The organism is Mycolicibacter sinensis, from assembly GCF_001667945.1.
In the GTDB taxonomy this organism is placed as follows: domain Bacteria; phylum Actinomycetota; class Actinomycetes; order Mycobacteriales; family Mycobacteriaceae; genus Mycobacterium; species Mycobacterium sinense_B.
Genome location: NZ_LZJK01000039.1, coordinates 93669 through 119584 on the forward strand (window position 1 = coordinate 93669; position 25916 = coordinate 119584).

The 25916-nt window shown below is 67.9% G+C and carries 23 protein-coding genes, 1 tRNA gene and 1 pseudogene; 6 read left to right on the forward strand and 19 right to left on the reverse strand.

All coding sequences use genetic code 11. From position 1 onward, the window contains the following. The first annotated feature begins 13 nt into the window (after positions 1-13). Positions 14-967 (forward strand): 5'-3' exonuclease, encoded by a 954-nt coding sequence (locus A5694_RS04690; protein ID WP_064920721.1) that lies wholly within the window; start codon positions 14-16, stop codon positions 965-967. A 1-nt stretch (position 968) separates the two neighbouring features. Here the strand turns inward: A5694_RS04690 and A5694_RS04695 are convergent, their stop codons facing one another. The 8 genes from A5694_RS04695 to A5694_RS04730 all read right to left on the reverse strand — a co-directional run bounded on the left by A5694_RS04695 (position 969) and on the right by A5694_RS04730 (position 9768). Then, positions 969-1703, reverse strand: a complete 735-nt coding sequence (locus A5694_RS04695; RefSeq protein WP_064920680.1) for a DUF4333 domain-containing protein — start codon at positions 1701-1703, stop codon at positions 969-971. A 73-nt stretch (positions 1704-1776) separates the two neighbouring features. Further along, complete coding sequence (locus tag A5694_RS04700) at positions 1777-4521, reverse strand: DEAD/DEAH box helicase (RefSeq protein ID WP_064920681.1); 2745 nt, start codon at positions 4519-4521, stop codon at positions 1777-1779. A 9-nt stretch (positions 4522-4530) separates the two neighbouring features. Further along, on the reverse strand, positions 4531-5442 hold the full coding sequence (gene tatC, locus A5694_RS04705) for a twin-arginine translocase subunit TatC (RefSeq protein ID WP_064920722.1): 912 nt from the start codon (positions 5440-5442) through the stop codon (positions 4531-4533). A gap of 33 nt (positions 5443-5475) precedes the next feature. Beyond that, positions 5476-5703, reverse strand: a complete 228-nt coding sequence (gene tatA / locus A5694_RS04710) for a Sec-independent protein translocase subunit TatA (protein ID WP_064920682.1) — start codon at positions 5701-5703, stop codon at positions 5476-5478. Between the two features lie 75 nt (positions 5704-5778). After that, on the reverse strand, positions 5779-6738 hold the full coding sequence (locus A5694_RS04715; protein ID WP_064920723.1) for a helix-turn-helix transcriptional regulator: 960 nt from the start codon (positions 6736-6738) through the stop codon (positions 5779-5781). Continuing rightward, positions 6735-7730, reverse strand: a complete 996-nt coding sequence (locus A5694_RS04720) for a helix-turn-helix transcriptional regulator (RefSeq protein WP_064920683.1) — start codon at positions 7728-7730, stop codon at positions 6735-6737. The genes A5694_RS04715 and A5694_RS04720 overlap by 4 nt, the downstream gene beginning before the upstream one ends. 18 nt (positions 7731-7748) lie before the next feature. Further along, complete coding sequence (pafA, locus tag A5694_RS04725) at positions 7749-9107, reverse strand: Pup--protein ligase (RefSeq protein WP_109535593.1); 1359 nt, start codon at positions 9105-9107, stop codon at positions 7749-7751. Positions 9108-9144: 37 nt separating this feature from the next. Further along, a complete protein-coding gene (locus A5694_RS04730; RefSeq protein ID WP_064920724.1) occupies positions 9145-9768 on the reverse strand; it encodes an ANTAR domain-containing response regulator in 624 nt (207 codons plus the stop codon). A gap of 81 nt (positions 9769-9849) precedes the next feature. On the opposite strand from A5694_RS04730, the gene A5694_RS04735 reads away from it, so the two are divergent. Next, positions 9850-9923, forward strand: a tRNA-Leu gene (locus A5694_RS04735). A gap of 89 nt (positions 9924-10012) precedes the next feature. On the opposite strand, the gene A5694_RS22385 is transcribed toward A5694_RS04735, so the two are convergent. Further along, positions 10013-12124, reverse strand: a complete 2112-nt coding sequence (locus A5694_RS22385; RefSeq protein WP_082952505.1) for an AAA family ATPase — start codon at positions 12122-12124, stop codon at positions 10013-10015. A gap of 58 nt (positions 12125-12182) precedes the next feature. Then, a pseudogene (locus A5694_RS04745) lies at positions 12183-12398 on the reverse strand (YnfA family protein); the annotation flags it as partial. 66 nt (positions 12399-12464) lie between these two features. Between A5694_RS04745 and A5694_RS04750 the strand changes: the two are divergent. The 4 genes from A5694_RS04750 (at position 12465) to A5694_RS04765 (ending at position 16402) form a co-directional block, all read left to right on the forward strand. After that, entirely contained in the window at positions 12465-13772 is a 1308-nt protein-coding gene (locus A5694_RS04750) for an adenylate/guanylate cyclase domain-containing protein (RefSeq protein WP_207515917.1), read from the forward strand. Between the two features lie 68 nt (positions 13773-13840). Beyond that, the gene (locus A5694_RS04755) at positions 13841-15085 is read left to right on the forward strand and encodes an alpha/beta hydrolase (RefSeq protein WP_064920686.1); all 1245 of its coding nucleotides are present in this window, start codon (positions 13841-13843) and stop codon (positions 15083-15085) included. Between the two features lie 40 nt (positions 15086-15125). Next, a complete protein-coding gene (locus A5694_RS04760; RefSeq protein WP_064920726.1) occupies positions 15126-15734 on the forward strand; it encodes an HdeD family acid-resistance protein in 609 nt (202 codons plus the stop codon). A 98-nt stretch (positions 15735-15832) separates the two neighbouring features. Continuing rightward, positions 15833-16402: a DUF4190 domain-containing protein gene (locus tag A5694_RS04765; RefSeq protein ID WP_064920687.1), complete on the forward strand. Its 570-nt coding sequence runs from the start codon at positions 15833-15835 to the stop codon at positions 16400-16402. 9 nt (positions 16403-16411) lie between these two features. Here the strand turns inward: A5694_RS04765 and A5694_RS04770 are convergent, their stop codons facing one another. The 9 genes from A5694_RS04770 to A5694_RS04810 all read right to left on the reverse strand — a co-directional run bounded on the left by A5694_RS04770 (position 16412) and on the right by A5694_RS04810 (position 25858). Continuing rightward, the gene (locus A5694_RS04770; RefSeq protein ID WP_064920688.1) at positions 16412-17290 is read right to left on the reverse strand and encodes an acyl-CoA thioesterase II; all 879 of its coding nucleotides are present in this window, start codon (positions 17288-17290) and stop codon (positions 16412-16414) included. Beyond that, entirely contained in the window at positions 17290-18708 is a 1419-nt protein-coding gene (pyk, locus tag A5694_RS04775; RefSeq protein ID WP_064920689.1) for a pyruvate kinase, read from the reverse strand. The genes A5694_RS04770 and pyk overlap by 1 nt, the downstream gene beginning before the upstream one ends. Positions 18709-18768: 60 nt before the next feature. Further along, positions 18769-19149, reverse strand: a complete 381-nt coding sequence (locus A5694_RS04780) for an NINE protein (protein ID WP_064920727.1) — start codon at positions 19147-19149, stop codon at positions 18769-18771. A gap of 56 nt (positions 19150-19205) precedes the next feature. Next, a complete protein-coding gene (gene lgt, locus A5694_RS25235) occupies positions 19206-20714 on the reverse strand; it encodes a prolipoprotein diacylglyceryl transferase (protein WP_082952507.1) in 1509 nt (502 codons plus the stop codon). Continuing rightward, the gene (gene trpA / locus A5694_RS04790; RefSeq protein WP_064920691.1) at positions 20711-21517 is read right to left on the reverse strand and encodes a tryptophan synthase subunit alpha; all 807 of its coding nucleotides are present in this window, start codon (positions 21515-21517) and stop codon (positions 20711-20713) included. Before trpA ends, lgt begins: the two co-directional genes overlap by 4 nt. Next, on the reverse strand, positions 21514-22785 hold the full coding sequence (gene trpB / locus A5694_RS04795) for a tryptophan synthase subunit beta (protein ID WP_064920692.1): 1272 nt from the start codon (positions 22783-22785) through the stop codon (positions 21514-21516). The genes trpA and trpB overlap by 4 nt, the downstream gene beginning before the upstream one ends. Beyond that, positions 22786-23604, reverse strand: a complete 819-nt coding sequence (gene trpC, locus A5694_RS04800) for an indole-3-glycerol phosphate synthase TrpC (protein WP_064920693.1) — start codon at positions 23602-23604, stop codon at positions 22786-22788. It abuts the gene before it with no gap. A 69-nt stretch (positions 23605-23673) separates the two neighbouring features. After that, positions 23674-24321: a TIGR02234 family membrane protein gene (locus A5694_RS04805; RefSeq protein WP_064920694.1), complete on the reverse strand. Its 648-nt coding sequence runs from the start codon at positions 24319-24321 to the stop codon at positions 23674-23676. Beyond that, complete coding sequence (locus tag A5694_RS04810) at positions 24314-25858, reverse strand: anthranilate synthase component I (protein ID WP_064920695.1); 1545 nt, start codon at positions 25856-25858, stop codon at positions 24314-24316. Before A5694_RS04810 ends, A5694_RS04805 begins: the two co-directional genes overlap by 8 nt. Positions 25859-25916: the final 58 nt, after the last annotated feature.

The following is a 25916-nucleotide window of genomic DNA, read 5'->3' on the forward strand; positions in this document are numbered from 1 at the left end:
TAGGGTGGCAATCATGCCTGCTCCCGTGCTGCTGCTCGACGGTGCCAGTATGTGGTTCCGGTCCTACTTCGGGGTGCCGTCTTCGATCACCGCTCCCGACGGCCGTCCGGTGAACGCCGTGCGCGGCTTCTTCGACTCGGTGGCCACCCTGATCACCCGGCAGCGTCCCGGCCGGTTGGCGGTCTGCCTGGATCTGGACTGGCGGCCGCAGTGGCGGGTCGACCTCATCGCCTCCTACAAGGCGCACCGGGTGGCTGAAGAAGTGCCCGACGACCCAGATGTCGAGGAGGTCCCCGACGACCTGAGTCCCCAGGTGGAGATGATCGCCGATCTGCTCGACGCGTTCGGGATCGCCACCGCCGGGGCGCCGGACTTCGAGGCCGATGACGTGCTGGGCACGCTGGCCGCGGCCGAACGCAAGGATCCGGTGATCGTGGTCAGCGGCGACCGTGACCTGCTGCAGGTGGTCGCCGACCGCCCGGTTGCGGTGTCGGTGCTCTACCTCGGGCGCGGGCTGGCGCAGGCGACCCTGTTCGGCCCGGCGGAGGTGGCGCAGCGCTACGGTCTGCCCGCCGAGCGCGCCGGCGCCGCCTACGCCGAGATGGCGCTGCTGCGCGGGGACCCGTCGGACGGGCTGCCCGGTGTGCCCGGGATCGGCGAGAAGACAGCGGTCGGGCTGCTGGCCCGGTACGGTTCGCTGGCGGCCGTGTTGGACGCCGCGGCTGATCCGGGCTCGCCGATGGCCAAGGGAGTGCGAGCCAAATTGCAGGCGGCGCAAGACTATATCGCCGCCGCCGGCCCGGTGGTGCGGGTGGCTACCGACGCCCCGGTCAAGCTGTCGACACCGTCGGACACCTTGCCGCTGGCGGCGGCCGACCCCGCTCGCGTCGCCGAACTGGCCGACCGCTTCGGCGTCGGATCCTCGATCGCCCGGCTGCAGCGGGCACTCGACACGCTGCCGGACTGAGCTACTTGGGCCGGCCGACCTCGTAGGTACCCGAGTTGTCCTGGAAGGTGACGGTCACCTGACGTTTGGTGCCATCGATGCTGACCTCGCAGTTGAACGTGTCGCCCTGCTTGACCACCGGGCTCTGACCGTTGTTGCACCGGACGTCCTTGACGTTCTTCGCGCCGTAGCCGTTGGTCTGGTCGGCCAGGATCTGCTGCACGCCCTGCTGCGCCTTTTCGACGTCGAGCTTGGTGGTCACGAAGAACCCGGGCTTCCAGAACCCCAGCACCAGCACCACCAGAGCGGCGATGCCCACGCATGCGGCGAGCACGGTGCCGACCAGCGCGGTCGGGCGCTTGTTCGCCGGCCCGGCTTGACCGAACTGGCCCGGCTGTTGGGGGTACTGACCGTACTGACCGGGTTGGCCGTACTGGCCCGGCTGCCCGTACTGGCCGGGCTGGCCGTACTGGCCGGGCTGCCCGTACTGACCCGGCTGGCCGTACTGAGCGGGTTGCCCGTACTGGCCATACTGGGCCGGCTGGCCGTACTGCTCCGGTTGCGGATAGCCGGGATACTGCGGCGCCGAGGGGTAGGACGTCTGCTGCGGGTACTGCGACGGCGTGTAGGCCGGCGGCTGCCACTGCTGCTCGGCGCCGGTTGCAGGACTCTGGCCGGTGCCCGGCTGTTCTTCGGGCTGTCCGGGCTGCTGAGGCTGCCACGGCTGCGTCGGGTCGTATCCCTGCGGTCCGCTCATCGTTGTTCCTCGAGTCCTCTCACGTAGCGGGTGCTGATCACCGCCGGCTCTCCACCGTAGCGCCCGGACCAGCCTACCCGGCGTCAACGGCGACTACGCCGCGCAAAACCGTGTCGATGGCCTGTTTTGCGGTTGCGCGCAGGTCGGCTCCGGGCGCCGCATTGCGCAGCTGATCGAGCAGGTCGAGCACCTGGCGGCACCAGCGCACAAAGTCACCCGCCGACAACGGCGAACCGGCCCCGGCCGCGTCCGAAGCGTCCAGCGCCGAAGCCAGGTCGCCGGTGCGAGCCCAGCGATACACCGCGGCGACGAAGCCCTCGTCGGGCTCACGGCTCGCGGTGATGCCGTGCCGGCGCTCGTCGGCCCGCAGCGCCGCGGCGAGCCTGCGGGTCTGATGCAGCGCCCGGCGCACCGGCTCGGTGGGCGGTTGCAGGGTGGGCGGCCCACCCGGGCCGTCCGCACCGCGTGATTCGTAGAGCACCGCGGAGACCACTGCGGCCAGTTCCGCCGGGCCGAGACCGTCCCACGCCCCGGTCCGCAGACACTCGGCGACCAAAAGGTCGCTCTCGCTGTAGATCCGGGCCAGCATCCGGCCGTCGGAGGTCACCTTCGGATCACCGTCACCCACGGCGATAAAGTCCCGCTCGGCGAGCAGCCCGACGATCCGGTCGAAGGTGCGGGCCAGCGAGTTGGTGGCCGCCTCGACCTTGCGGCGCAGCTGCGCATTGTCGGCCTCTACCCGCAGGTAGCGCTCGGCGGTGCGCACCTTGGCCTCGCGATCCGGCTCGGCGTGGGTCGGGTGGTCGCGCATGCGCTGGCGCAGCGCGGCCAGTTCCGGATCCACCGGTTCCTCCGGCGGCCCGCTGCCGCGCCGCCGGCGCGGGTTGGGCACCACCAGCCCGGCCGCCGCGGACCGCAACGCCGAGGCCAGGTCGCGACGGACCCGGGGCTGGCGGTGCTCCACCCGCTTGGGCAGGCTCATGGTGCCGATCGGCGGTATGGCGCCGGAGTAGTCGGCCGAGGAGATCCGGCCGGCCCACCGGTGCTCGGTGAGGACCAGCGGCCGCGGTTCGTCGGAGTCCCGGTCGGCTTGCAGCACCACCGCCAGACCACTGCGGCGGCCGTGGGTCAAGGTGATGATGTCGCCTTTCCGCAACGCCGCCAAGGCATCACTGGCGGCCCGACGGCGCTGCAACCGGGAGGCACGCGCCTGGGCGCGTTCCCGTTCGGAGATCTTCGCCCGCAGCCGGGCGTAATCGAGTACCGCCGCGTCGCGGCCGCCGAGTTCGGCGGCGATCTCATCGAGCATCCGTTCGCCGCGTTCGGCGCCGCGCACCAGGCCGACCACGGAGCGGTCGGCCTGATACTGGGCGAACGACTGCTCCAACAACCGGTGGGCCTGCTCGGGGCCCATCTGCTGGACAAGGTTGATCGTCATGTTGTACGACGGCGCGAACGAGCTGCGCAGCGGGAAGGTACGGGTAGATGCCAGCCCGGCCACCTGGTCGGGATCGGCGGTGGCCTCCCCCGGATGCCACAGCACCACCGCATGGCCCTCGACGTCGATGCCGCGCCGGCCGGCCCGCCCGGTCAGCTGGGTGTACTCCCCCGGCGTCAATGCGGCGTGCTGTTCGCCGTTGAACTTGACCAAGCGTTCCAGCACCACCGTGCGGGCGGGCATGTTGATGCCCAGCGCCAGGGTCTCGGTGGCGAACACGGCCTTGACCAGGCCGGCGGCGAACAACTCCTCGACAGTGTGGCGAAACACCGGCAGCAGCCCGGCGTGGTGGCCCGCCAGCCCGCGCAGCAGCCCCTCGCGCCATTCGTAATAGCCCAACACGGCCAGGTCGTCGTCGGCGAGGTCACCGCAGCGGTGGTCGATCACCTCGGCGATCCGGGCGCGCTCGGACTCGGTGGTCAACCGCAGCGGTGAACGCAGGCACTGCTTGACTGCGGCATCGCAGCCGGCGCGGGAGAACACGAAGGTGATCGCCGGCAGCAGCCCGGCCGAGTCCAGCACCGCGATCACATCGGGGCGCATCGGGGGCCGGTAGGCCGGGCGCCCTGGGCCGCCCCTGCCCGAGTGGCGGCGTGGTGAGAAGTCGGTGAGCCGGTCGGCTTCGCGGCGGTGGGCGATGTGCCGCAACAGTTGTGGGTCCACGCGCGGGCGGCCCGGCCCCTCGGCGCCGGGCCCGGATTCGAACAAGTCGAAGAGCCGCTTGCCGACCATCATGTGCTGCCACAGCGGCACCGGACGGTGCTCGTCGACGACAACGGTGGTGTCCCCGCGCACGGTCTGGATCCAGCCGCCGAATTCCTCGGCGTTGCTGACTGTGGCCGACAGGCTGACCAGCCGCACCTCATCGGCCAGGTGCAAGATGACCTCCTCCCAGACTGCGCCGCGCATCCGGTCGGCCAGGAAGTGCACCTCATCCATCACCACATGCGAAAGCCCCTGCAGAGCAGGCGAATCCGCGTAGAGCATGTTGCGCAACACCTCGGTGGTCATCACTACCACCGGCGCGTTGGCGTTGACCGACAGGTCACCGGTCAAAAGCCCGACCCGGTCCTTGCCGTAGCGGGCGACCAAGTCGGTGTGCTTCTGGTTGCTCAGCGCCTTGATCGGGGTGGTGTAGAAGCACTTGCCGCCGGCGGCCAGGGCCAGGTGCACCGCGAACTCTCCGACCACGGTTTTGCCGGCGCCGGTCGGGGCGCACACCAGCACACCTCGGCCGTCTTGCAGGGCCTGGCATGCCCGGCGCTGGAAGTCGTCCAGCCCGAACGGCAGTTCCGTGGCGAACCGGCTCAGTTCGGTCATGCCGGGCAGCTACTCATGCGGCGCGGCGACGGGGGCGGGAGCTTCGATGGGCGAGGCTTCGTCGTCGGGCAGTGGTGCGGCCGCCTCCCGCTTGGCCTTGCGCTTGTCGTGCAGCCGGGCGATCTGGATCGCGAGCTCCAGCAGCAGCGTCAGCGCTAGGCCCAGCGCGGTCATCGAGAAGGGATCGGAGCCCGGCGTGGCGACCGCCGCGAACGCGAACACTGCGAAGATCAACCCGCGCCGCCATGCGGCCAGCCGGGCGTAGCTGAGCACGCCGACCTGATTGAGCATCACGATCAGCAAGGGGAACTCGAAGCTGATCCCGAACACCAGCAGCAGGTTGATCAGGAAACCGAAATAGCGTTCGCCGGACAGCGCGGTCACCTGGACGTCGCTGCCGATGGTCAACAGAAAGCCCAGCGCTTTGGCCAGCACCAGATAAGCCAGGACGGCGCCGGTGACGAACAGCACGGCCGCCGACACGACGAACACCACCGCGAAGCGGCGCTCTTTGCGGTACAGCCCCGGTGTGATGAAGGCCCACAGCTGGTAGAACCAGATCGGGCAGGCCAGCACCACGCCGGCGGCGACAGCGACCTTGAGCCGGAGCATGAACTGATCGAACGGCCCGGTGGCCAGCAGTCGGCAGTGCCCGTCAGAAGCGATCTGTGCTCGCGCGGAGTCGGGCAGCGCGCAATAGGGATGTCTTAGCCACTCGCCGAGGCTTTCCATCCCCAGGAAGCCGTGCGAGTACCAGGCGAACCCGAAGGCGGTGGTCACCGCGATCCCGGCCAGTGAGAGCAGCAACCGGGTGCGCAGTTCACGGATGTGGTCGACGAGCGACATCGTCCCGTCGGGATTGGTGCGGCTGCGCCGTTGGCGTGGGTCAAGCCGCTTGACGAAGCTGGTGGCACGCACCATCACGGGGCGCTCGGGCGCTGCGGAGACGAGAGCCTAGGCCGACCGTGGGTCAGCCGGTGGCTCGACGCGTTCGGACTGTACTGGTGATGGCGTGGCAGATGGTTCCGCCTTGCTCTCGCCCTGCAGTTCGCGGATCTCGGATTTGAAGATTCGCAGCGACTTGCCGAGCGACCGTGCCGCGTCGGGGAGCCGCTTGGCGCCGAACAGCACGACCACTACGAGCAACAGGATTGCCCAGTGCCACGGACTGAGACTGCCCACTTCGGATACCTCCAGACGTCGCCTCGATGCTACCGCAGTACCGCAGGTCGGCCCGCCTCCGCGCAGCGCGGGCTGTTAGCCGGAGCCGGTACGTACCCCGCCATACACCGCCAGTGCGGCCGCCGCGGCATCGCGCACCCGGGCCGCCAGCGACTCCGGCGCCACCACCTGCACCTCGTCGCCCATCCCCAGCAGCAGCCGGGTCAACCACTCGTGGGAGGCGTACGTCAGCTCCGCCTCGCGCCACCCGTCGGACAGCTCCGCCACCAGACGCATCGGGTAGTACTCGAACATCCACGCTGCTGAGGGCGCCACCCGCACGGTCGCGACCGGCATCGACGGATCGGCATCGAACAACGACGTGTCGGTCTCAGCCTGCCGCGCCGGTTCCGGCGGCGTGGACGGCTCGTCGAGCACCTCGGCTCCGTCGATGCGGTCGAAGCGGAACAACCGCACACCGGCTGACTCGCGACACCAGGCCTCCAGGTAGCTGTGGTTGGCGATCAGCACCACCCGGATCGGGTCGACGACCCGGTGCGACGAGGTGTCGCGCGAGGCGGCGTAGTAGTCGATGGCCAGGGCACGGTGGCGGCGCACGGCGTCGCGGACCACGTCGGCGGCCGCGTTGTCGTCGCCGGCGGCCTCGGAGGCTTCTTGCACCGCGGTGCCGGCGGCGTTCTCGATCTTGGCGATCGCGCTGCGGGCGGCCCGCGGGTCGACGATGCCGGGCATGTCGACCAGCGCCCGTAGCGCCATCAGCATGGCGGTGGCCTCGCGCGAGGTCAGCCGCAAGGGCCGATCCACTCCCGCGGATTCGTAGACGTCGATGCGGTCTTCGTAGAACGTCAGGTCGATCAGGTCCCCGGGCCCGTAACCGGGCAACCCGCACACCGCCAGCTGCTCCAGGTCGCTCTGCAACTGGCCCAGACTCACCCCGAGTTCGGCGGCGGCCTGCTCTTTGGTGATGCCCGGGCGGGCCAGGAAATAGGGCACCATGTTGAGCAGCCGGACCAGCCGGGTCGACAGCGGGCTCACGCCGGCACCCCCCGGGCGCAAGCGGTGAGGCGGGCCACCACGTCGTCGCGCAGCGTGGGCGGGTCCAGGACGACGGCGTCGGCCCCATGCCCGGCGATCTCCCGGGCCAGCCGGTCGTGGGTGCCGATGTCGACGCCGATGACGTCGCCGTCGCGGCCGGCTAACGCCTCGCGGCCCAGTACCGTGCCGGCTCGGCGCAGCGCCACGGCCCGACCGTCGGCGACCCAGATACGCGCCTGCAGACCACTGGGAGCCTCCCCTACGGCGGCCGCGACGATCTGGCGCAGATCGGCGGTGTCGGGGCGGGTGACCGCGCCCGGCGGCCCGATCGGTGTGACATCGTCGGCGATCCGCGACATCCGGAAGGTGCGTACCGCATCGCGGTCGCGGTCGTGGCCCACCAGGTACCAGCGTCCGCCGTGGGTGACCACCCCCCACGGCTCCACGGTGCGGGTGCTGTAGGGCGCCACCGGTGACGGGCGATGGCCGAACTGCACGGCCTGCCCCGCCTGGACGGCGTCCATCAGCGCCCGCAGCGCCGGCTCGGCGCGATGGATGCCCGGCAGCGCCGCCGGCGGGGCAACCAGCACGTCGGCGCGGTCCGCGTCCACGTCGACACCGGCGGCCTGCAGTTTGGTCACCGCGCCCTGGGCGTTGGCGCGCAACTCCGGCGACTGCCACAGCTGGACGGCGACCGCGACCGCGGCCGCTTCTTCGTGGGTGAGTTCGATCGCGGGCAGCGCGTAGGCCTCGGGGTTGATCCGGTAGCCCTCGACCGGGTCCAGACCCGACACTTTCCCGGTCTCCAGCGGAATGCCCAGGTCACGCAGCTCGTTCTTGTCGCGCTCGAACATCCGGGAGAAGGCGTCGAGGTTCTGGGTGCTGTCGTAGCCCGCGACGTTGGTGCGGATCTTCTCCGCGGTGAGGTAACCGCGAGTGGACAGCAACGCGATGACCAGGTTCAAGAGCCGTTCGACTTTGGCGGTCGCCATGAGAAGAGAGGATAGGCGCTACATACTGGCGATCAGGCGTTTGACCCGCTCGTCAACGGACCGGAACGGGTCCTTGCACAGCACGGTGCGCTGGGCCTGATCGTTGAGCTTGAGGTGCACCCAGTCGACGGTGAAGTCGCGTCCGGCCGCCTGTGCGGCACTGATGAATTCACCGCGCAGCTTGGCCCGGGTGGTCTGCGGCGGGGTGTCGACCGCCTCGTCGACCTCCTCGTCGGTGGTGACCCGGGCGGCCAGGCCTTTGCGCTGCAGCAGATCGAACACGCCGCGGCCGCGTTTGATGTCGTGATAGGCCAGATCCAGCTGGGCGATCTTCGGGTCCGACAGCTCCATGTCGTAGCGATCCTGGTAGCGCTGGAACAGCTTTCGCTTGATCACCCAGTCGATCTCGGTGTCCACCTTGGCGAAATCCTGGGTTTCCACGGCGTCGAGCTGGCGGCCCCACAAGTCGATGACCTGCTCGAGCTGCGGGTTGCTGGCCCGCGTCCGCACGTACTCCACGGCCCGCCCGAAGTATTCGCGTTGGATGTCCAGGGCGCCGGCTTGGCGTCCCCCGGCCAGCCGCACCGGCCGGCGACCGGTGACGTCGTGGCTGACCTCGCGGATCGCCCGGATGGGGTTGTCCAGCGAGAAGTCGCGGAAGGGCACGCCGGCCTCGATCATCTCCAGCACCAGCGCCGCGCTGCCGACCTTGAGCAGGGTCGAGGTCTCCGACATGTTGGAGTCGCCGACGATGACATGCAGCCGGCGGTACTTCTCGGCGTCGGCGTGCGGCTCGTCGCGGGTGTTGATGATCGGGCGGGAGCGGGTGGTCGCGCTGGAGACGCCCTCCCAGATGTGTTCGGCGCGCTGCGACAAGCAGAACGTGGCGGCCTTGGGGGTCTGCAGCACCTTGCCGGCGCCGCAGATCAGCTGGCGGGTCACCAGGAACGGCAGCAGCACATCGGAGATCCGGGAGAACTCTCCGGCCCGCACGATCAGATAGTTCTCGTGGCAGCCGTAGGAGTTACCGGCCGAGTCGGTGTTGTTCTTGAACAGGTAGATGTCGCCGCCGATGCCCTCATCGGCCAGCCGCTGCTCGGCATCGATGAGCAGGTCTTCGAGCACCCGTTCACCGGCCCGGTCGTGGGTGACCAGCTGGGTCAGGTTGTCGCACTCGGCGGTGGCGTACTCGGGATGGCTGCCGACATCCAGGTATAACCGAGCGCCGTTGCGCAGGAAGACATTCGAACTACGGCCCCACGACACCACCCGGCGGAACAGGTACCGCGCCACCTCGTCGGGCGACAGGCGCCGGTGGCCGTGGAAGGTGCAGGTGACACCGAACTCGGTCTCGATGCCCATGATTCTGCGCTGCACGTCATCGAGCGTAGCCGTTGAGCAACCGCAACGGTGGTCAGGCCGGGGGGTTCGCCGCCGTGTCGAGGGTTTCCAGGACCACCTCGGCCACCTGCCGCATGGTGGTCCGCTTGTCCATCGCCGCCCGCTGAATCCACTTGAACGCTTCGGGCTCGCTCAGTCCCTGCTTGGCCTGCAGCAGGCCCTTGGCCCGCTCGATGAGCTTGCGCGTTGCCAGTTGCTCCGACAGGGTGCTGACTTCGCGTTCCAGCGCGGCGATCTCCTCGGAGCGGCTGACTGCCAACTCGATGGCCGGGACCAGGTCACCAGCGGTGAAGGGCTTGACCAGATAGGCCATCGCCCCGGCGTCGCGGGCCCGTTCCACCAGGTCGCGCTGGCTGAACGCGGTGAGCATGACGATCGGCGCGATGCGTTTGCCGGCGATCTCCGAGGCCGCGTCGATGCCGTCGCGGCGCGGCATCTTCACGTCGAGGATCACCAGGTCCGGGCGCAGCAGCTCGGCCAGCTCCACGGCCTCCTGGCCGTCGCAGGCCTCGCCGACCACTTCGTAGCCCTCTTCCCGCAGCATTTCGGCGAGATCCAGCCGGATCAGCGCCTCGTCCTCGGCGATCAGGACCCGGCGGGCAGGGCGCGCGGCGCTCTCGGATGTCGACGCAGTCACCACCCCATTCTGTCGCGGCTGGCGGCCGCGGCAACCCCGCGGGGCATCGTCTAAGGTGGAGACCCGCGCCCAAGCGCTTACGCCCTCGTATCCCAACTGGCAGAGGAAACGGATTCAAAACCCGTACAGTGTGAGTTCGAATCTCACCGAGGGCACCCACAGGAACCAGCAGGTCGGGCAGTCTCATTGCGGGCGCCTCAGCCGGCGGGTCACACCCAGCAATCAGACGTTGGCGGGGTCCGCATTAAGCGGCCGGACCGAGCGCTGGGTCGGTTGCCGTGATGAAGTCGATCACTAGCCGCATTCCCGGCGGTTCGTATGCGGCATCAACCATTTGGTCCACGATGACGTTGCGGAACCCCTCGTAGCTGCCGGCACCGGACAGCTCCCGAGCGGCGAAGCGCTGCAAGATGGACCGGCCAGGTATTTCGCTCACCCATGTGCCGTTCTCAAGAGCGGCCTCGAAGTCACCTCTGATGGCCGCTGCATGCTCCTGAAGGAACGTCATGTCGATGGTGCCTCGGGCATCGTTTAGACGGCCGAATGTCGCCTCGACCGAGGCAATGAGCGCTTCTGCCGCGTCTTGCTTGTTAGGGTCGCCGCCGAGTTTCACCGACGATACGATCCTGTCGTTCACAATTTTCCTCAGCCTGGTGACGACAAGTCCTGGTAAAACATCCCTTGCTGCACCTACGAGCGCTTCTGTGACCTGGTCGTCGGAATCGAACTTTGGACGTCCCAAGAGAACACCGACAGCCTCGCGGACAAAACGGGGCTCTAACAGGTAGTTCTCGATGTGGTAGGCATCCCAGCTTAAGTGGTGGGCACCTTGCGGCGACGATTCCCATGGTGCTGAATCTCTATCGGTAACGGCGAAAAATCTTCTAGCCAAACCTACCCGCTCGGCAGTGTGCGCCAGAACCTCATAGAGATCTCGAACACGTTGTTTACTGCCGCCGCTCACAAGATTTGCGCTCTTCGCGAAATTTGGAAAGAGCTTTTCAGTAATCCGCACATCAGTGTCAGTATCGCCGCCGCCCTCGAATAGCACCACCTTTCCTTGCGGGCGGTACATCGCGAGGTCGCCAACAAGATCTATGGTTGCACGTTCTAACTCGTTGTGTGCCGTAATTGGCACGGCTTGATTGTCTGCGAAGTCCTCAGTATCGGCCGCAGTCATATGGAATACGCTGTAGTTGGGGTTCCCAACAGCTTGACGGAGCAATGCGTCCGAGTGGGTGACAAGCCATAATTGATTATCCCTCGCCTTGCCCAGGTGCTTGTGATAGAAGTCGGGAAATCCGCGTAGAAGGCCAGGGTTTAGATGTAACTCCGGCTCATCTAGCAGTATCATCGAATTTCGAGGCGTCGAATTGCGTAGCCAAAGATAGCCGTAGAGTACTTCTTTTTCCCCTGAACTGAGTTCGTTGATGTCGTGCACTTGCCCGCCTCTGGTGCGCACGGGGAACTTCAGTCCGCCGTTAGGATCCGGTTCGACTCCCAAATATTTTTTGTCAGGGAAGAATGTCTGAAACAGTTCTTTGAGCGTTTCGTTCAGATCCGATTGACCGGATGGCGCGCCGGACTCTCGCGAAATCAAGTCACGGATATATGTCGTGGCCAACTGGGTCTTGACGTTGGCGTATTTCTGTTGCCAATTATATAGGGACTGCTGTCTGCGTTGCGAATCGATATGCTTCGCGTCTAAATTGACCTCGCCGATGGCTTCTCGCTGATAGGCGCGCGAAGCGCTATGATACTCAATTACGCCCAAGTGATCTGGCGCGTATGTCTGAAAGATCATTTCCACAATAAAATTTGGGGTGTGCAAAAGCTTCAGGTCGGAGCCAATGGTGAGAGATATGTGGTGTTCGGGTTCCGTAAGCGTTTGGCGTAGCGCGAGCGCAAGAGATACGATATTCCGCTGGGCAGCCTCACCATGTTGACGAAATTGAGTTGCCACGGCTGGGGAAAAGGCAGCGCTTGGTATTGGCTGTCCGATTGCTAAGGCCCAGGCGGCAGGTTCTACTACCCGCTCCGCATTAGCATCGAGGTAATCTTTCTCCGAATCATGCAGTTCAATGGTGGCGGCGATATGCACTGGCTTTTCCGGGTCGCGAAAGAGTCGCCTGAACTGCTCACGATCGTTCATGTCAATTTGAAATTCGCCGAACCACTGCATCCATTCTGCGCCATCGTATCCACCATAGATAGATTTGAGCAGTCGAATTGCATCGAATACGCACGATTTCCCACAGCCGTTAGGCCCCGCGATAAGTATGAAATCTGTTAAGTCATCGATGCCAAGTCTACGAATAGCTTTAAAATTTTGTATGTGCAACTTGCTGAATCTCATAAGTCCTAACCCACGTAGGCGCGCACCGCTGTAGTCGACGACTCAAGAGTAGGCGAAGACCTGCGATGAAGACGCCTCCGTAGGCGGCCAGGATCCGGCCGAAGTGGGCGTCGGGCTGCCACGTCGCCACGAACCCGTACAACCCCAGGGCGATCACCCCGGCCCCGGCCCACAGCAGGCCGCGTTGTTCACGCACCCCCTGCCACACCAGCCAGGCGCCGCCGATCTCGGCGACGGCGGCGAGCACGAACAGCGCGATCGAACGCAGCACCATGGCCCCCGACGTTAGCCGCCCGGTGAAACCGCCAACTGCGCAGCTCACCGGATTAGGCTGTCGATTGTGACCGTCAAGCGGTTCCTGGCGGTGCCGGCCGAGGCCCAGGGCCCCTACCGGCACTCGCACTGCATACCGGCCCGCACCCGGCATTACGCGGCGCGGCTGTCGCAGCGGCTGCGGATCCTCAAGGTCTCCGCCGGGCTGGCTGCGATCATCAGTGCGGGCTTCGGGCTGCTGGAGATCTGGGCCGATCCCACCTATTGGTGGATCGGTGCGCTCAATCTGATCGCCGCCGCCGCCTTCGTGCTGACCCCGCTGCTCTACCACTACGGCGAGCTGATCGCGCCCCTGACATTCGTCGGCATCGCCTACCTGACGACGTTCGTGATCTGCTGGGTGGTCGGGACCGGCTCGGGCATCCAGTTCTACTTCCTGGCGTCGGCATCGATCAGCGTGCTCATCCTCGGCGTCGACCGGATCACATTGGCCGCCGTCGTGGCAGGCCTCGGCGCCGCGCTGACGATCGCCCTGCAGTTCCTGGTCCCTGCCGACAAGCTGAATCAGCCGGCCTGGCTGCACAACCTGTCCTTCGCGCTGGTGGTGGTCTCGGCGTGCTTCATGGTGGTCGCCACGGTCTGGTTCGCGCTGCGCGAGATAGCGCACGCCGAAGCGGCGATGGAGGCCGAGTACGAACGTTCCGAAGCGCTGTTGGCCAACATCTTGCCCACGGCGGTCGCCGACCGGCTGAAGAACCCGGCCGTCGACGTGATCGCTGACAGCTATCCGGACGCCTCGGTGCTGTTCGCCGATATCGCCGACTTCACCCGGCGGGCCAGCCAGACCGATCCGGGCCGGCTGGTCGAATTCCTCAACGAGCTCTACACCGGTCTCGACCGGCTCGTCGACGCGCATGGGCTGGAGAAGATCAAGACCAGCGGCGACTCCTACATGGTGGTCAGCGGCGTGCCCGAGCCGAGACCGGATCACCTGCATGCGCTGGCGCGGCTGGCGCTCGACATCGCCGACACCGTCGCCGAACTGCGCGATCCGCTGAGCCGACCGGTGTCGCTGCGGATCGGGCTGGCCGCCGGGCCGGTGGTCGCCGGGGTGGTCGGCAATCGCCGGTTTTTCTACGACGTGTGGGGCGATGCGGTGAACCTGGCCTCCCGGATGGAGTCCACCGGCGTCGCGAACCGTATCCAGGTACCGCGGGAGGTCCACGAGCGGTTGAGCAGTGATTTCGTGTTCGAGGAACGCGGCGACGTCGACGTCAAGGGCAAGGGCGTCATGCATACCTGGTTCCTGGTGGGTGCGCGCCGGCCCGCCGCGCACGGTCCGGCGGCCCGGTCGCTGTCGGTCCCTGCGCGCTGACCTGGGGACGCGACCGGCTTCTTCGGTAGGGTGCCGAATCAGGGTGTCCCACGACGCAGAGGAGCGTGATGACGAGGCTTCTGGCCGTGCTCGGCTCGCTGGCTGGATTCGCCACCACCCTCAACGGCTACCGCCCGCTGACCAAGCACGGCTACGCGTCGCTGTATGCGTTCGCGTTCGGGGTATTCGCCTCCGAGCTTCCGCTGCAACTCATCGCCGGGCAGTCCGCGACGTTGGCAGCGGTGTCGCGCTGGTTGCCGCCGCGGGCAAGACGGTTCGGTTGGGTGGTGTCGGCGCTGTCCTGGCTGGGCCTGCTCGGGCTGAGCCACGCCGGGCGCACCGCCAATCGGCCGCTCACCGCGGCGCTGGACGCCGAGCTCGGCGCGGGCCGGCGCACCGACGGCGCTGACCTGTGGAAGCGGCCGGGCCCCGACGGCGAAATCGCCAAAGCGCCCGGGCTGGTGCGCATGATGCGGGTCTACCGCGACTACGCCACCGACGCCGACATCCCCTACGGCGAATACGGCGGCCGCAACACCCTCGATGTGTGGCGGCACCGCGACCTCCCCCGCGATGGCCGCGCGCCGGTGCTGCTCCAGATTCCCGGGGGCGCCTGGATGGTGGGAAGCAAACGGGGCCAAGCACATCCGCTGATGACCCACCTGGTGGAGCGGGGCTGGGTGTGCGTGTCGATCAACTACCGGCTCAGCCCACGTTCCACCTGGCCCGACCACATCGTCGACGTCAAACGGGCCCTGGCCTGGACCAAAGCCCACATCGCCGACTACGGCGGCGACCCGGACTGGGTGGCGGTGACCGGCGGGTCGGCGGGCGGTCACCTGTGCGCGTTGACCGCGCTGACGGCCGGCGACCCCCGGTTCCAGCCGGGTTTCGCCGATGCCGACACCAGCGTGCGGGCGGCGATTCCGTTCTACGGCATCTACGACTTCACCGGCGACACTGATCTGCATCCGCTGCTGGCACCGGCACTGAGCGCCTACGTGTTCAAGCAGAGCCGGCGCCGGTTCCCGGACACCTACCGCGCCGCATCACCCATGACGTACATATCCGCTGATGCGCCACCGTTTTTCGTGCTGCACGGCCGCAACGACTCGCTGGTGCCCGTCGAGCAGGCCCGCGTCTTCACCGCCCGGTTGCGCGACGTCAGCACGAGCCCCGTCGTCTATGCGGAGTTGCCGGTGGCCCAGCACGCCTTCGATATCTTCGGCTCGCCGCGGGCAGCGCATGCCGCGCTGGCTGTCGAGCAGTTCCTCGCCGAGATCTACGCCTCGCAGGTCGCCCCGGCCGCCTGACGCGGTGATCAGGGCCAATCCCCCGGCCGCACGCCGGTATCTGTGCCAGACTTCGGCCATGGAAACAACCCCTTCCGGTCTGCTGCCGCATCTGTGGAAGTCGACACTGGTCTCCGGTGTGCTGGCCCTGGCCCTGGGCGTGCTGATCCTGGTCTGGCCGGGCCGGACCATCCTGGCCGCCGCCGTGCTGTTCGGCATCTATCTGGTGATCACCGGCGTTGCTCAGCTGATCTTCGCGTTCAGTCTGCCCATCGTGTCCGCGGGCGGGCGGGTGCTGCTGTTTCTCAGTGGTACCGCCTCGGTGATTCTGGCCGTGCTGTGTTTCCGGCACTTCAACGCCGACGAGGAAGCCCTCGCGGTGTTGCTGCTGGCCATCTGGATCGCGGTCGGCTTCATTTTCCGCGGTGTGGCCACCACCGTCGCGGCCATCAGTGACCCGGCGCTGCCGGGCCGTGGCTGGCAGATCGTCATGGGTGTGGTCAGCCTGCTGGCCGGGTTGGTGACGCTGGCGGCGCCGTTCACCTCGCTGTGGATCCTGGCGCTGGTGGTCGGCAGCTGGCTGATCGTCATCGGGATCGTCGAGATCATCACGGCCTTGCGCGTGCGGGCGGCGTCCCGCCGGATCGACGCGGCGGTGTCGGGCACATAGCCGCCCTACCAGCTCGGGGACCCGCTGGCGCCAACGCGGGTACCCTGAGATCTGACCCGTTTGACACCTGTCTGATGCTCTGATGTGGAGTCCGCGCAATGCCCGAGCCCGGGATGCCTTCGCTGTCGCCTGAGTCTCAACCGTCCTGGCCGCCGGCCGGCGGCGGCTATCCCCCGCCGGGCTACCCGTACCCGTATCCGGTGCCCGGGCAGTACCCCGGCCACCCCGGCTATCCTCCGCCGGGCCCGCGCAGCGCGCCCCGGAACGGTGCCGGCATCGCCGCCCTGGTGGTCGCCATCGCCGGCATCGTGACCGCGCTGTCGGTGATCGGCGGTGTGGTGCTCGGCATCGTCGCTATGGTGCTCGGGTTCGTCGGCCACGGCCGGGCCAAGCGCGGTGAAGCCGACAACGGCGGGGTCGCGATCGCCGGTATCGTGCTCGGGGCGCTGGCCGTGGTGGCCGGAATCGGCTGCATCTTCGTCTACGTCGGCATCTGGCGGACCGCCGGCGGCGGTGACTACGTGGACTGCATGACGAAGGCCGGCTCCGATACTGCCGCCCAGCAGCAGTGCACCGAGCGGTTCCGGGAGCACTTCGAGAACAAGTTCGGTAGCGCCGAAGCACCCTTGGTGCAGGAGTCGTCGGATCCGGCGCTGATGCCGGCTTAGATCTGCGCGTCAGCGTTTGGTGCTCGGGAAGTACTTCAGGACGCCCTCTTGGGTGACGGTGGCGATCAGCTGCCCGGACCGGTCGAAGAAGTGCCCGCTGCCCAACCCGCGCGAGTCCGCGGCCACCGGGGAGGACGTCGAGTACAGCACCCAGTCGTCGAAACGCACCGGCCGGTGAAACCACAGGCTGTGGTTGGCGCTCGCCGCGAAGATCCGGTCGAAGCCCCACGACAGCCCATGGGTGGTGATGATCGAATCGAGCACCGTGGTGTCCGACGAATACACCATCAGCGCGGTATGCAGCACCGGGTCTTCGGGCAGCACTCCGTCAGCCTTCATCCAGACCCGATTGTGTTCGAGCCGCTCGCCCTTGTCGCGCATCACCCAGGCGGGGTCGTTGGTGTAGCGCCATTCGATCGGATGCGGCGCGTTGACGAAGCCGGGCACGACCTCTTCGTAGCCCTTGAGTATCTCTCGGACCCGGGGCAGCGACTCCGGCTCGGCGACCGTCGGCGCTGCCACGCTGTGCTCGAGTCCGCGGCCCCCCGATAGGTAGGAGACCATCGCGGTGGCGACCAAGGTGTCGCCCTGCATCGCGTCGACCCGGCGGTTGGCGAAACGGCGTTCGTCGCGCAGCCGGTGCACCCGGAATTCAATGTCGCGGGCCGGATCTCCGCCGTTGATGAAATGGACCGCCAGTGCGCCGGGCGGCAGGGTGTCGGCGACGGTGCGGCTCGCGGCGACAAACGACTGCGCCATCAGCTGTCCACCGAAGGTGCGCAGCGGGGTCTTGCTGGGATGCGATCCGACGAACACGTCGTCTTGGGTGGCCTTGAGATCCAGGATGGCCAACAGCTCCACGAAGTCCGTGTTCGACTCGGCCGGCACTAGACGTCGTCCTCCCCGATCCGGTGTACGTGGATCAGGTTGGTCGAGCCCACCGTGCCAGGCGGGGCGCCCGCGACGATGACCACCAGATCACCGCGCTGGTAGCGGCCCAGATCCAGCAACGCCTTGTCGACCTGACGGATCATCCCGTCGGTCGACTGCATCTGCGGGACGATGAATGTCTCAGTGCCCCAAGTCATTGCGAGTTGGCTGCGGACTTCGGGCAGCGCGGTGAAGGCCAGCAACGGCAGCGGGGTGTGCAACCGCGCCAGCCGCCGGACGGTGTCACCCGACTGAGTGAACGCCACCAGTGCCTTGGCGTCGAGCCGCTCACCGATCTCGCGGGCCGCGTATGAGATCACCCCGCGTTTGGTGCGCGGCACATGCGTCAACGGCGGTGCGGCCGTGGAATTCTCCTCCACCGCACACACGATCCTGCTCATCGTCCGCACCGCCTCCAGGGCATACTTGCCCACCGCGGTCTCACCGGAAAGCATCACCGCGTCGGCGCCGTCGAGCACCGCGTTGGCCACATCGGACGCCTCGGCGCGGGTCGGCCGGAAGTTCTCGATCATCGACTCCAGCATCTGGGTCGCGACGATCACCGGCCGGGCGTTCTCCCGCGCCACCTGGATGGCACGCTTCTGCACCAACGGCACTTCTTCGAGGGCGAGCTCCACCCCCAGGTCGCCACGAGCCACCATCACCGCGTCGAAGGCCAGCACCACGGCCTCGAGGTCATCGATCGCCTCGGGCTTCTCCAATTTGGCGATCACCGGGACCCGGCGCCCAACCCGGTCCATCACCTCGTGCACCAACTCCACGTCCGAAGGCGAGCGCACGAACGACAGTGCCACCATGTCGACACCGAGGTCGAGGGCGAATTCCAGGTCCTCGATGTCTTTTTCCGACAGCGCGGGCGCGGAGACGTTCATGCCCGGCAGGGACATGCCCTTGTGGTTGCTGACCGGACCGCCCTCGGTGACGGTGCACACCACGTCGTCGCCGTCGATGTGCTCCACCACAAGGCCGACCTTGCCGTCGTCGACCAGGACCCGATCGCCGGGTGCGGCATCGGCGGCCAGCTGCTTGTAGGTGGTGGAGACCCGATCGTGGTCACCGGGGCAATCGGCGACGGTGATGCGCACCGTCTCACCGTTCGCCCAATAGGTGGGGCCGTCGGCGAAGCGGCCCAGGCGGATCTTGGGTCCCTGCAGATCGGCGAGCACGCCGACCGCCCGCCCGGTCGCGTCCGAGGCGATGCGCACCCATTCGTAAGAAGCTCGGTGGTCTTCGTGGTCGCCGTGGCTGAAGTTCAGTCGGGCCACATCCATGCCGGCATCGACCAATGCCCTGACCATCTCCGCGGAGTGGGTCGCCGGGCCGAGAGTGCAGACGATCTTGCCGCGCCTATTCACGACGCCAGCATAGTCGGGCCGCCTGAGCTGTCTTCCTCAGGAACACTTGGCGCCAAGGGGTTATGTGAACTCGCGCAGCGTCCGGCCCTGCTTGTCGTGCACCCGCCCGCTCAGGATCAGGATCGCTTCGATGATGGCCCAGATGATCGGCACGCTGATGCCGATTCCGTATGTCGTGACGGTGGCCACCAGACCGATCAGCAGCTGGACGATGCCCAGCCCGGCCTGGCCCAGATACATGCGGCCGAACCCGAGGAAACCGAAGAGCCCGAGCAGCTGTAGCAGCGCTGCGGTGACTTTCGATTTGTCCGAGTACGGCTGTCCGGTCACCGGGTGGCGGCCGAACGGCGCCCACATGTCCGGATAGCCCGGATATGGGGGCGGGTGGCCCGGCGGCGGGTAGGGCTGCCACCCGGCCGGTGGCCATGACGGATCGGTCATGTCTGCGAGCATGCCAGAAATACCGGCGAGACCGGCTGGACTGCTATCAGCGCTGCTCAGCTGCTCGGGCTCTTCGGTTTCCTCGGGTTCGGCCGCATGTATCTGGGCCAGGCCGGGCTGGGCATCGTCCAGCTGCTGATCGGTCTGGTGGCCACCGTCACGACAACGGAATCGGCGTCAGCCTGTTGGTCGGCTTCGGCTTCGGGTTCCGTGTCGTCGCCGGCTGCCGTCTCGGGTTCGTCGGCCGCGTCTAACCCGTCGTCAATGTCGCCGTCCGCGTCGACGTCGACGTCTTCCTCGGCTTCGACATCGGCGTTCTCCTCGGATTCGACCTCGACCTCGACGTCGGATTCGGCTTCCTCTGTGAGGTCGTCGGCGTCTTCGGTGTCTTCGATGGCTTCGGTGTCGTCAGCGGTCTCGGCGTCTTCGGTGTTGTCGGTGACTACGGTGTCGTCAGCGACGTCAGCGACGTCAGCGACGTCGGCGACGTCAGTGTCTTCGGTGTCGTCAGTGTCTTCGGCGCCATCGGCTGCGGCGGCATCCGGCTCGGTTTCGCCTTCGCCCATAAGTCTTTTCGGCACCCGGACCACCGAGCCGACGCCGTTGGCGGCGCCGAGCGCCACCAACTCCTGCTCTTCGTGGGCTTCCGCCTCCGGTTCGACGGCAACCGCCTGCTGATCGGCGCCATCGTGCTCCCAGGCGCGACGGATGACATCGGGATCCTCGCGGCCCTTGGTTGCCAGCAGGATGTACACCACCGCGCCGATGAACACGAAGGTCGAAGTGAACGAGTTGACCCGGATTCCGGCGATGTGGGTGGCCGCATCGTCCCGCAGCAATTCGATGCCGAAACGCCCGATGCAATACCCGGCGACATAGAGCGCGAACAACCGGCCGTGGCCCATGCGGAAGCGCCGGTCGGCGTAGATCAACACCGCGAACACGACCAGGTTCCACAGCAATTCGTAGAGGAACGTCGGCTGGACGATCTTGTACAGCTCGCCGGTCGAAACCCCGTCGAGCAGATGGGGATCGCGTACCCCGGCGGCGTCCTCGCGCCAGAAGATCTCCAGGCCCCACGGCAGCGTGGTCTCGCGGCCGTAGAGCTCCTGGTTGAAGTAGTTGCCGATGCGCCCGATGGCCTGCGCCAACACGATCCCGGGCGCGACGGCGTCACCGAAGGCCGGCAGCGGGATCCCGCGACGACGGCAGCCGATCCAGGCGCCGATACCGCCGAGGGCCACCGCACCCCAGATACCCAGACCACCGTCCCAGATGCGTGGTGTGGCCTCCCAGCCGACGCCGCCCTCACCGAAATAGGTGCGCCAATCCGTCATCAGGTGATACAGCCGCCCACCGATCAGCCCGAACGGCACCGCCCACAGCGCGATGTCATAGATGACGCCCGGCTCGCCGCCGCGCGCCCGCCACCGGCGATCACCGACCAGCAGCGCGACGACGATGCCGATGATGATGCACAGCGCATAAGCCCGGATCGGGACCGGGCCGAGATGCCAGACACCGCGGGCCGGACTGGGAAAGTAGGTCAGCCAGTTCAATGTCATTGCTGCGAAACCCTTTGACGCACTCCGGCGGCAAGTTCGGCACTGAGGGATCGCAGCTCGGCCAGCCCGTCGGCGAGTGCGGTGACCAGTGCGGAACCGACGATCACGCCGTCGGTGTAGGCGCCGATCTCAGCGGCCTGCGCCCCAGAGCGCACACCCAGGCCCACTCCGACCGGAATGTCCGAGACCTCCCGGACCCGGCGTACCAGCTCCGGCGCTGCGTTCGACACCGTGTTACGGGCACCGGTGACGCCCATCGTGGAAGCGGCGTAGACGAATCCGCTTGAGGCGTGCGCCGTCTCGGCCAGGCGCTGCGGCGTCGAGGATGGGGCCACCAAGAAGATCCGATCCAGCTCATGCCGTTTGGATGCCGCCAGCCACTCGTCGGCCTCGTCGACGATCAGGTCGGGGGTGATCAGCCCCAGGCCACCGGCCGCGGCCAGATCGCGGGCGAACGCGTCGACGCCGTAGCGCAGCACCGGGTTCCAGTACGTCATCACCACCGCACGGCCACCGGCGCCGGCAATCGCCTCGACCGCGGTCAACGTGTCACGCACCCGGACACCGCCCTGCAGGGCCGTCTCGGTGGCCCGCGCGATGGTCGGTCCGTCCATGCCCGGATCGGAGTACGGGACACCGACTTCGATGAGGTCGCAACCGGATTCGACCAGGGCCGTCATCGCCGCGATGGAGCCCGGCACATCCGGGTATCCGGTCGGCAGGTAGCCGATCAGCGCGGCGCGGTCCTCGTCGCGGCAGGCGGCGAACATCGCGGCCAGCCGGTCGCCGGCGTGACCGCTCATGCCTGGCCGCCCTCGGCGTCGCCGAGCAGCCCGAACCACTTGGCCGCGGTCTCGACGTCCTTGTCGCCGCGCCCGGACACGTTCACCACGATGACCTTGCCCGGGCCCAGCTCAGTGGCCAGTGCGAGCGCGCCGGCGACCGCGTGCGCGGATTCAATCGCTGGAATGATTCCCTCAGTGCGGCACAAGATTCCGAACGCTTCCATCGCCTCGGTGTCGGTGATCGGCCGGTACTCGGCGCGGCCCTTCTCACGCAGCCAGGCGTGTTCCGGGCCGACGCCCGGGTAGTCCAGTCCCGCCGAGATCGAATGGGATTCGATGGTCTGGCCGTCCTCATCCTGCAACAGATAGGAGAACGATCCCTGAAAGGCGCCCGGGGACCCGCCGGCAAACGTCGCGGCGTGCCGGCCGGTGGCCACGCCGTCACCGCCGGCTTCGAAACCGATCAGCCGCACCGCCGGGTCGTCGAGGAAGGCGTGGAAGATGCCGATCGCGTTCGACCCGCCGCCCACGCAGGCCACCACCGCGTCGGGCAACCGGCCCGCCATCTGCTGGATCTGCGCGCGGGCCTCCAGCCCGACGATCCGCTGGAAGTCGCGCACCATGGTCGGGAACGGGTGCGGCCCGGCCGCGGTGCCGAAACAGTAGTAGGTGCGATCGGCGTTGGTCACCCAGTCCCGGAACGCCTCGTTGATGGCGTCCTTGAGGGTCTGCGAGCCGGATTCGACCGAGACCACCTCGGCGCCCAGCAACCGCATCCGGGCCACATTGAGCGCTTGGCGGCGGGTGTCGACGGCGCCCATGTAGATCACACACTCCAGACCCAGCAGGGCGCAGGCGGTCGCGGTGGCCACCCCGTGTTGACCGGCGCCGGTCTCGGCGATCACCCGGGTCTTGCCCATCCGCTTGGCCAGCAACGCCTGGCCGAGCACGTTGTTGATCTTGTGCGAGCCAGTGTGGTTGAGATCCTCCCGCTTCAGGAAGATGCGTGCCCCGCCGGCGTGCGCGGACAGCCGCTGGGCCTCATACAGCGGGGACGGCCGGCCGGTGTAGTGGGTCTGCAGGTCGTCGAGGGTGTCGAGGAACTCGCGGTCGTTGCGCACCTTGTCGTAGGCGGCGGTGACCTCCTCGATGACGGCCATCAGCGCCTCGGCGACAAACCGGCCGCCGTAGGCGCCGAAGTGCCCGCGGGCGTCGGGGTCATGCCGGCTCGGTTCGGCCACTCCGGCGCTGGCGCGCGGAAGCTTCAGGGGCGAGGTGTCCGACATCTAGCGAGCCGACTTCGGGCAGGACGGATGCTTACCCGCACTGACCAAATCGGCAACGGCCGCCCGCGGGTCGCCACTGGTGACCAGTCCCTCACCGACCAGAACGGCGTCCGCGCCGGCGCCGGCGTAGGCCAGCAAGTCCGCGGTGCCGCGCACACCGGACTCGGCGATCTTGACCACCTCGGTGGGCAGGCCGGGCGCGATCCGCGCGAAGCAGTCCCGGTCGACTTCCAGCGTGTGCAGGTCGCGTGCGTTGACCCCGATCACCTTCGCGCCGGCGGTCAGGGCCCGGTCGGCTTCTTCCTCGGTGTGCACCTCCACCAGAGCGGTCATGCCGAGGGACTCGGTGCGGTCGAGCATCGACACCAGCGCCTGCTGTTCGAGCGCCGCGACGATCAGCAAGAGCATGTCCGCGCCGTGGGCGCGGGCTTCGTGAATCTGGTAGGGCCGCACGATGAAATCCTTGCGCAGCACCGGGACGGACACCGCGGCTCGAACTGCATCCAAGTCGGCCAGCGAGCCGTTGAACCGGCGCTGTTCGGTCAGCACACTGATCGCGCGCGCACCGCCCTCGGCGTAGGAACAGGCGAGCTCTGCCGGATCGGCGATGGTGGCCAGTTGGCCCTTCGACGGGCTGGCGCGCTTGACCTCTGCGATGACCGCGATGCCGGGCTCTCGCAGTGCCGCCATGACGTCCCGCGGCGCGGGCGCGGCCTCGGCTGCCGCCTTGACTTGCGCCAGGCTGACGACGGCCTCCCGGGCGGCAACGTCGGCGCAGACTCCCTCGATGATCGAGTCGAGCACGGTTGCCGAACTCATGTCTGCCGGTTCCTCTCCCGCTAGTCGAAGACCTTCATCGAAGGGTAGCTACCCTCACCACTCGCGATGTCACCGGCCCTCGGGGTCCGCGCCGGGCGGCGGTTCTGTCGGGTCGCGCCCCTCGTCGAGCGCGTCCCACATCATTCGTTCCGACAGCGGCCGGCCCGCAGAGCCGTCATCGGTGCCCCGCGCAGCCGCCCGACGCACCGCCGGCGTCGCGTACTGCGCATTGCTGCCGGTGTCGTGCGCGGCCGCGCGCAGCAACAGCGCGGCAGCGGCCAGCACGCACAGCGCGGCGAGCAGGGTCAGCACCGCACCGGTGAGGCGACGATCGGTCCCCAACAGCGAGGTCAGCGGGATCTCGGCGATGTCGAGGGCCCGCAGCGCGATGTCACGCGCCACCCACATGCTCACCGCCAGGTACCCGGCCGCCAGGCTCACCACGGCCATCAATACCGCCAGCGCCCGCAGCGGCCAGCCCCGCACCGCCACCGCGGCGACGGCGGCAGCCAGGCACACCCATGCCAGCGGTACCAGCGCCGTCGACCACGACGCGCCGGTGACCGCGACCTGCTTGGGCTGCCCCAGCCCGTCGAACGAGCGGATCAGCACCCACGGCAGCCGGGATGCGCCCCACAGGCCGCCGGCGGCGACCACCAGCAGCAGTTGCGCCACCCGCAGCGCGACGGTGGCGCGACGGGCCCGACCCTCAGTCATCGGTCCCGGGCACCGTCAGCGTTTCGGCGGCGGCGATCGCGGCCAGCACCGCGCGGGCCTTGTTCGAGGCCTCGGTGTATTCGTAGGGTCCGTTGGAATCGGCCACCACGCCGCCGCCGGCCTGCACGTAGGCGGTGCCGTCGGCGAGCAGGGCGGTGCGGATCGCGATCGCGAAGTCGGCGTTGCCGGCGAAGTCCAGGTAGCCGACCACGCCGCCGTACAGGCCGCGTCGGGTCTTCTCGACCTCCTCGATCAGCTCCATCGCACGGACCTTGGGTGCCCCGGACAGGGTGCCGGCCGGGAAGCACGCGGTCACCGCGTCCAGCGCGGTGCGGTCCTCGGCGAGCAACCCGGTGACCGTGGACACCAGGTGCATGACGTGGCTGTAGCGCTCGATGTGGCTGTAGTCGGCCACCCGCACCGTGCCCGGAACACACACCCGGCCCAAATCGTTGCGGCCAAGGTCGACGAGCATCAGGTGCTCGGCGCGTTCCTTGTCGTCATTCAACAGGTCCTTCTCCAGCAGCTGGTCTTCCTCCTCGGTCGCACCGCGCCACCGCGTTCCGGCGATCGGGTGGGTGGTCGCGCGGCCGTCCTGGACGGTCACCAACGCCTCGGGGCTGGAACCCACGATCGAAAAGGCCAGTCCCCCAACGTCGTTGGGCACCTGCAACAGGTACATGTACGGGCTGGGATTGGACACCCGCAGCATCCGGTAGACATCAATGGGGTCTGCCGGGGTGGTCATCTCGAAACGCTGGGACGGCACCACCTGAAATGCCTCACCGGCCTCGATCTCGCCGACCAGCCGCTCGACGATCGCCCCGTACTCCTCGGCGGTGCGCTGCCTTCGGTAGACCGGCTCGGGCCGGTCGAACGTGGCGACGCTGGACTCCAGCGGCTGACTCAGCGCCGCGGTCATCACGTCGAGCCGAGCGATCGCGTCGTCGTAGGCCTCGTCGACGCGCTCGTCGGTGCCGTTCCAGTTGACCGCATTGGCGATCAGGGTGATGGTGCCCTCGTGGTGGTCGACCGCGGCCATGTCAGTGGCCAGCAGCAACAGCATGTCGGGCAACTGCAGGTCATCGACGGCCAGCTCGGGCAGCCGCTCCAGCCGGCGGACCATGTCGTAGGCGAAGAAACCCACCAGGCCGCTCGACAGCGGCGGCAGCCCGGGAATCGCGGCCGTCTCCAGCAGTGCCAGGGTGTCGCGCAGCGCCTGGAGCGGGTCCCCGCCGGTGGGGGCGCCCTGCGGGGCCGCACCCAGCCACACCGCCGCGCCGTCGCGCACCGTCAGCGCCGACGAGGTCCCGGCACCGATGAACGACCACCGCGACCAGGACCGCCCGTTCTCGGCCGACTCCAGCAAAAAGGTGCCGGGCCGGCTGGCAGCCAGCTTGCGGTAGGCCGACAGCGGCGTTTCGGCGTCGGCGAGCACCTTGCGGGTCACCGGGACCACCCGGTGCTCGGCAGCCAGGGCCCGGAATTCCGCCCGCGATGCGGTGCCGGCTTGGGAAGCGGTTTGCACGGCCCCCATCTTCCCAGACTCCGGTGGCCGCAAGCGCGCCGGAGCCCAGCGCGCCGATCGGGCCGGG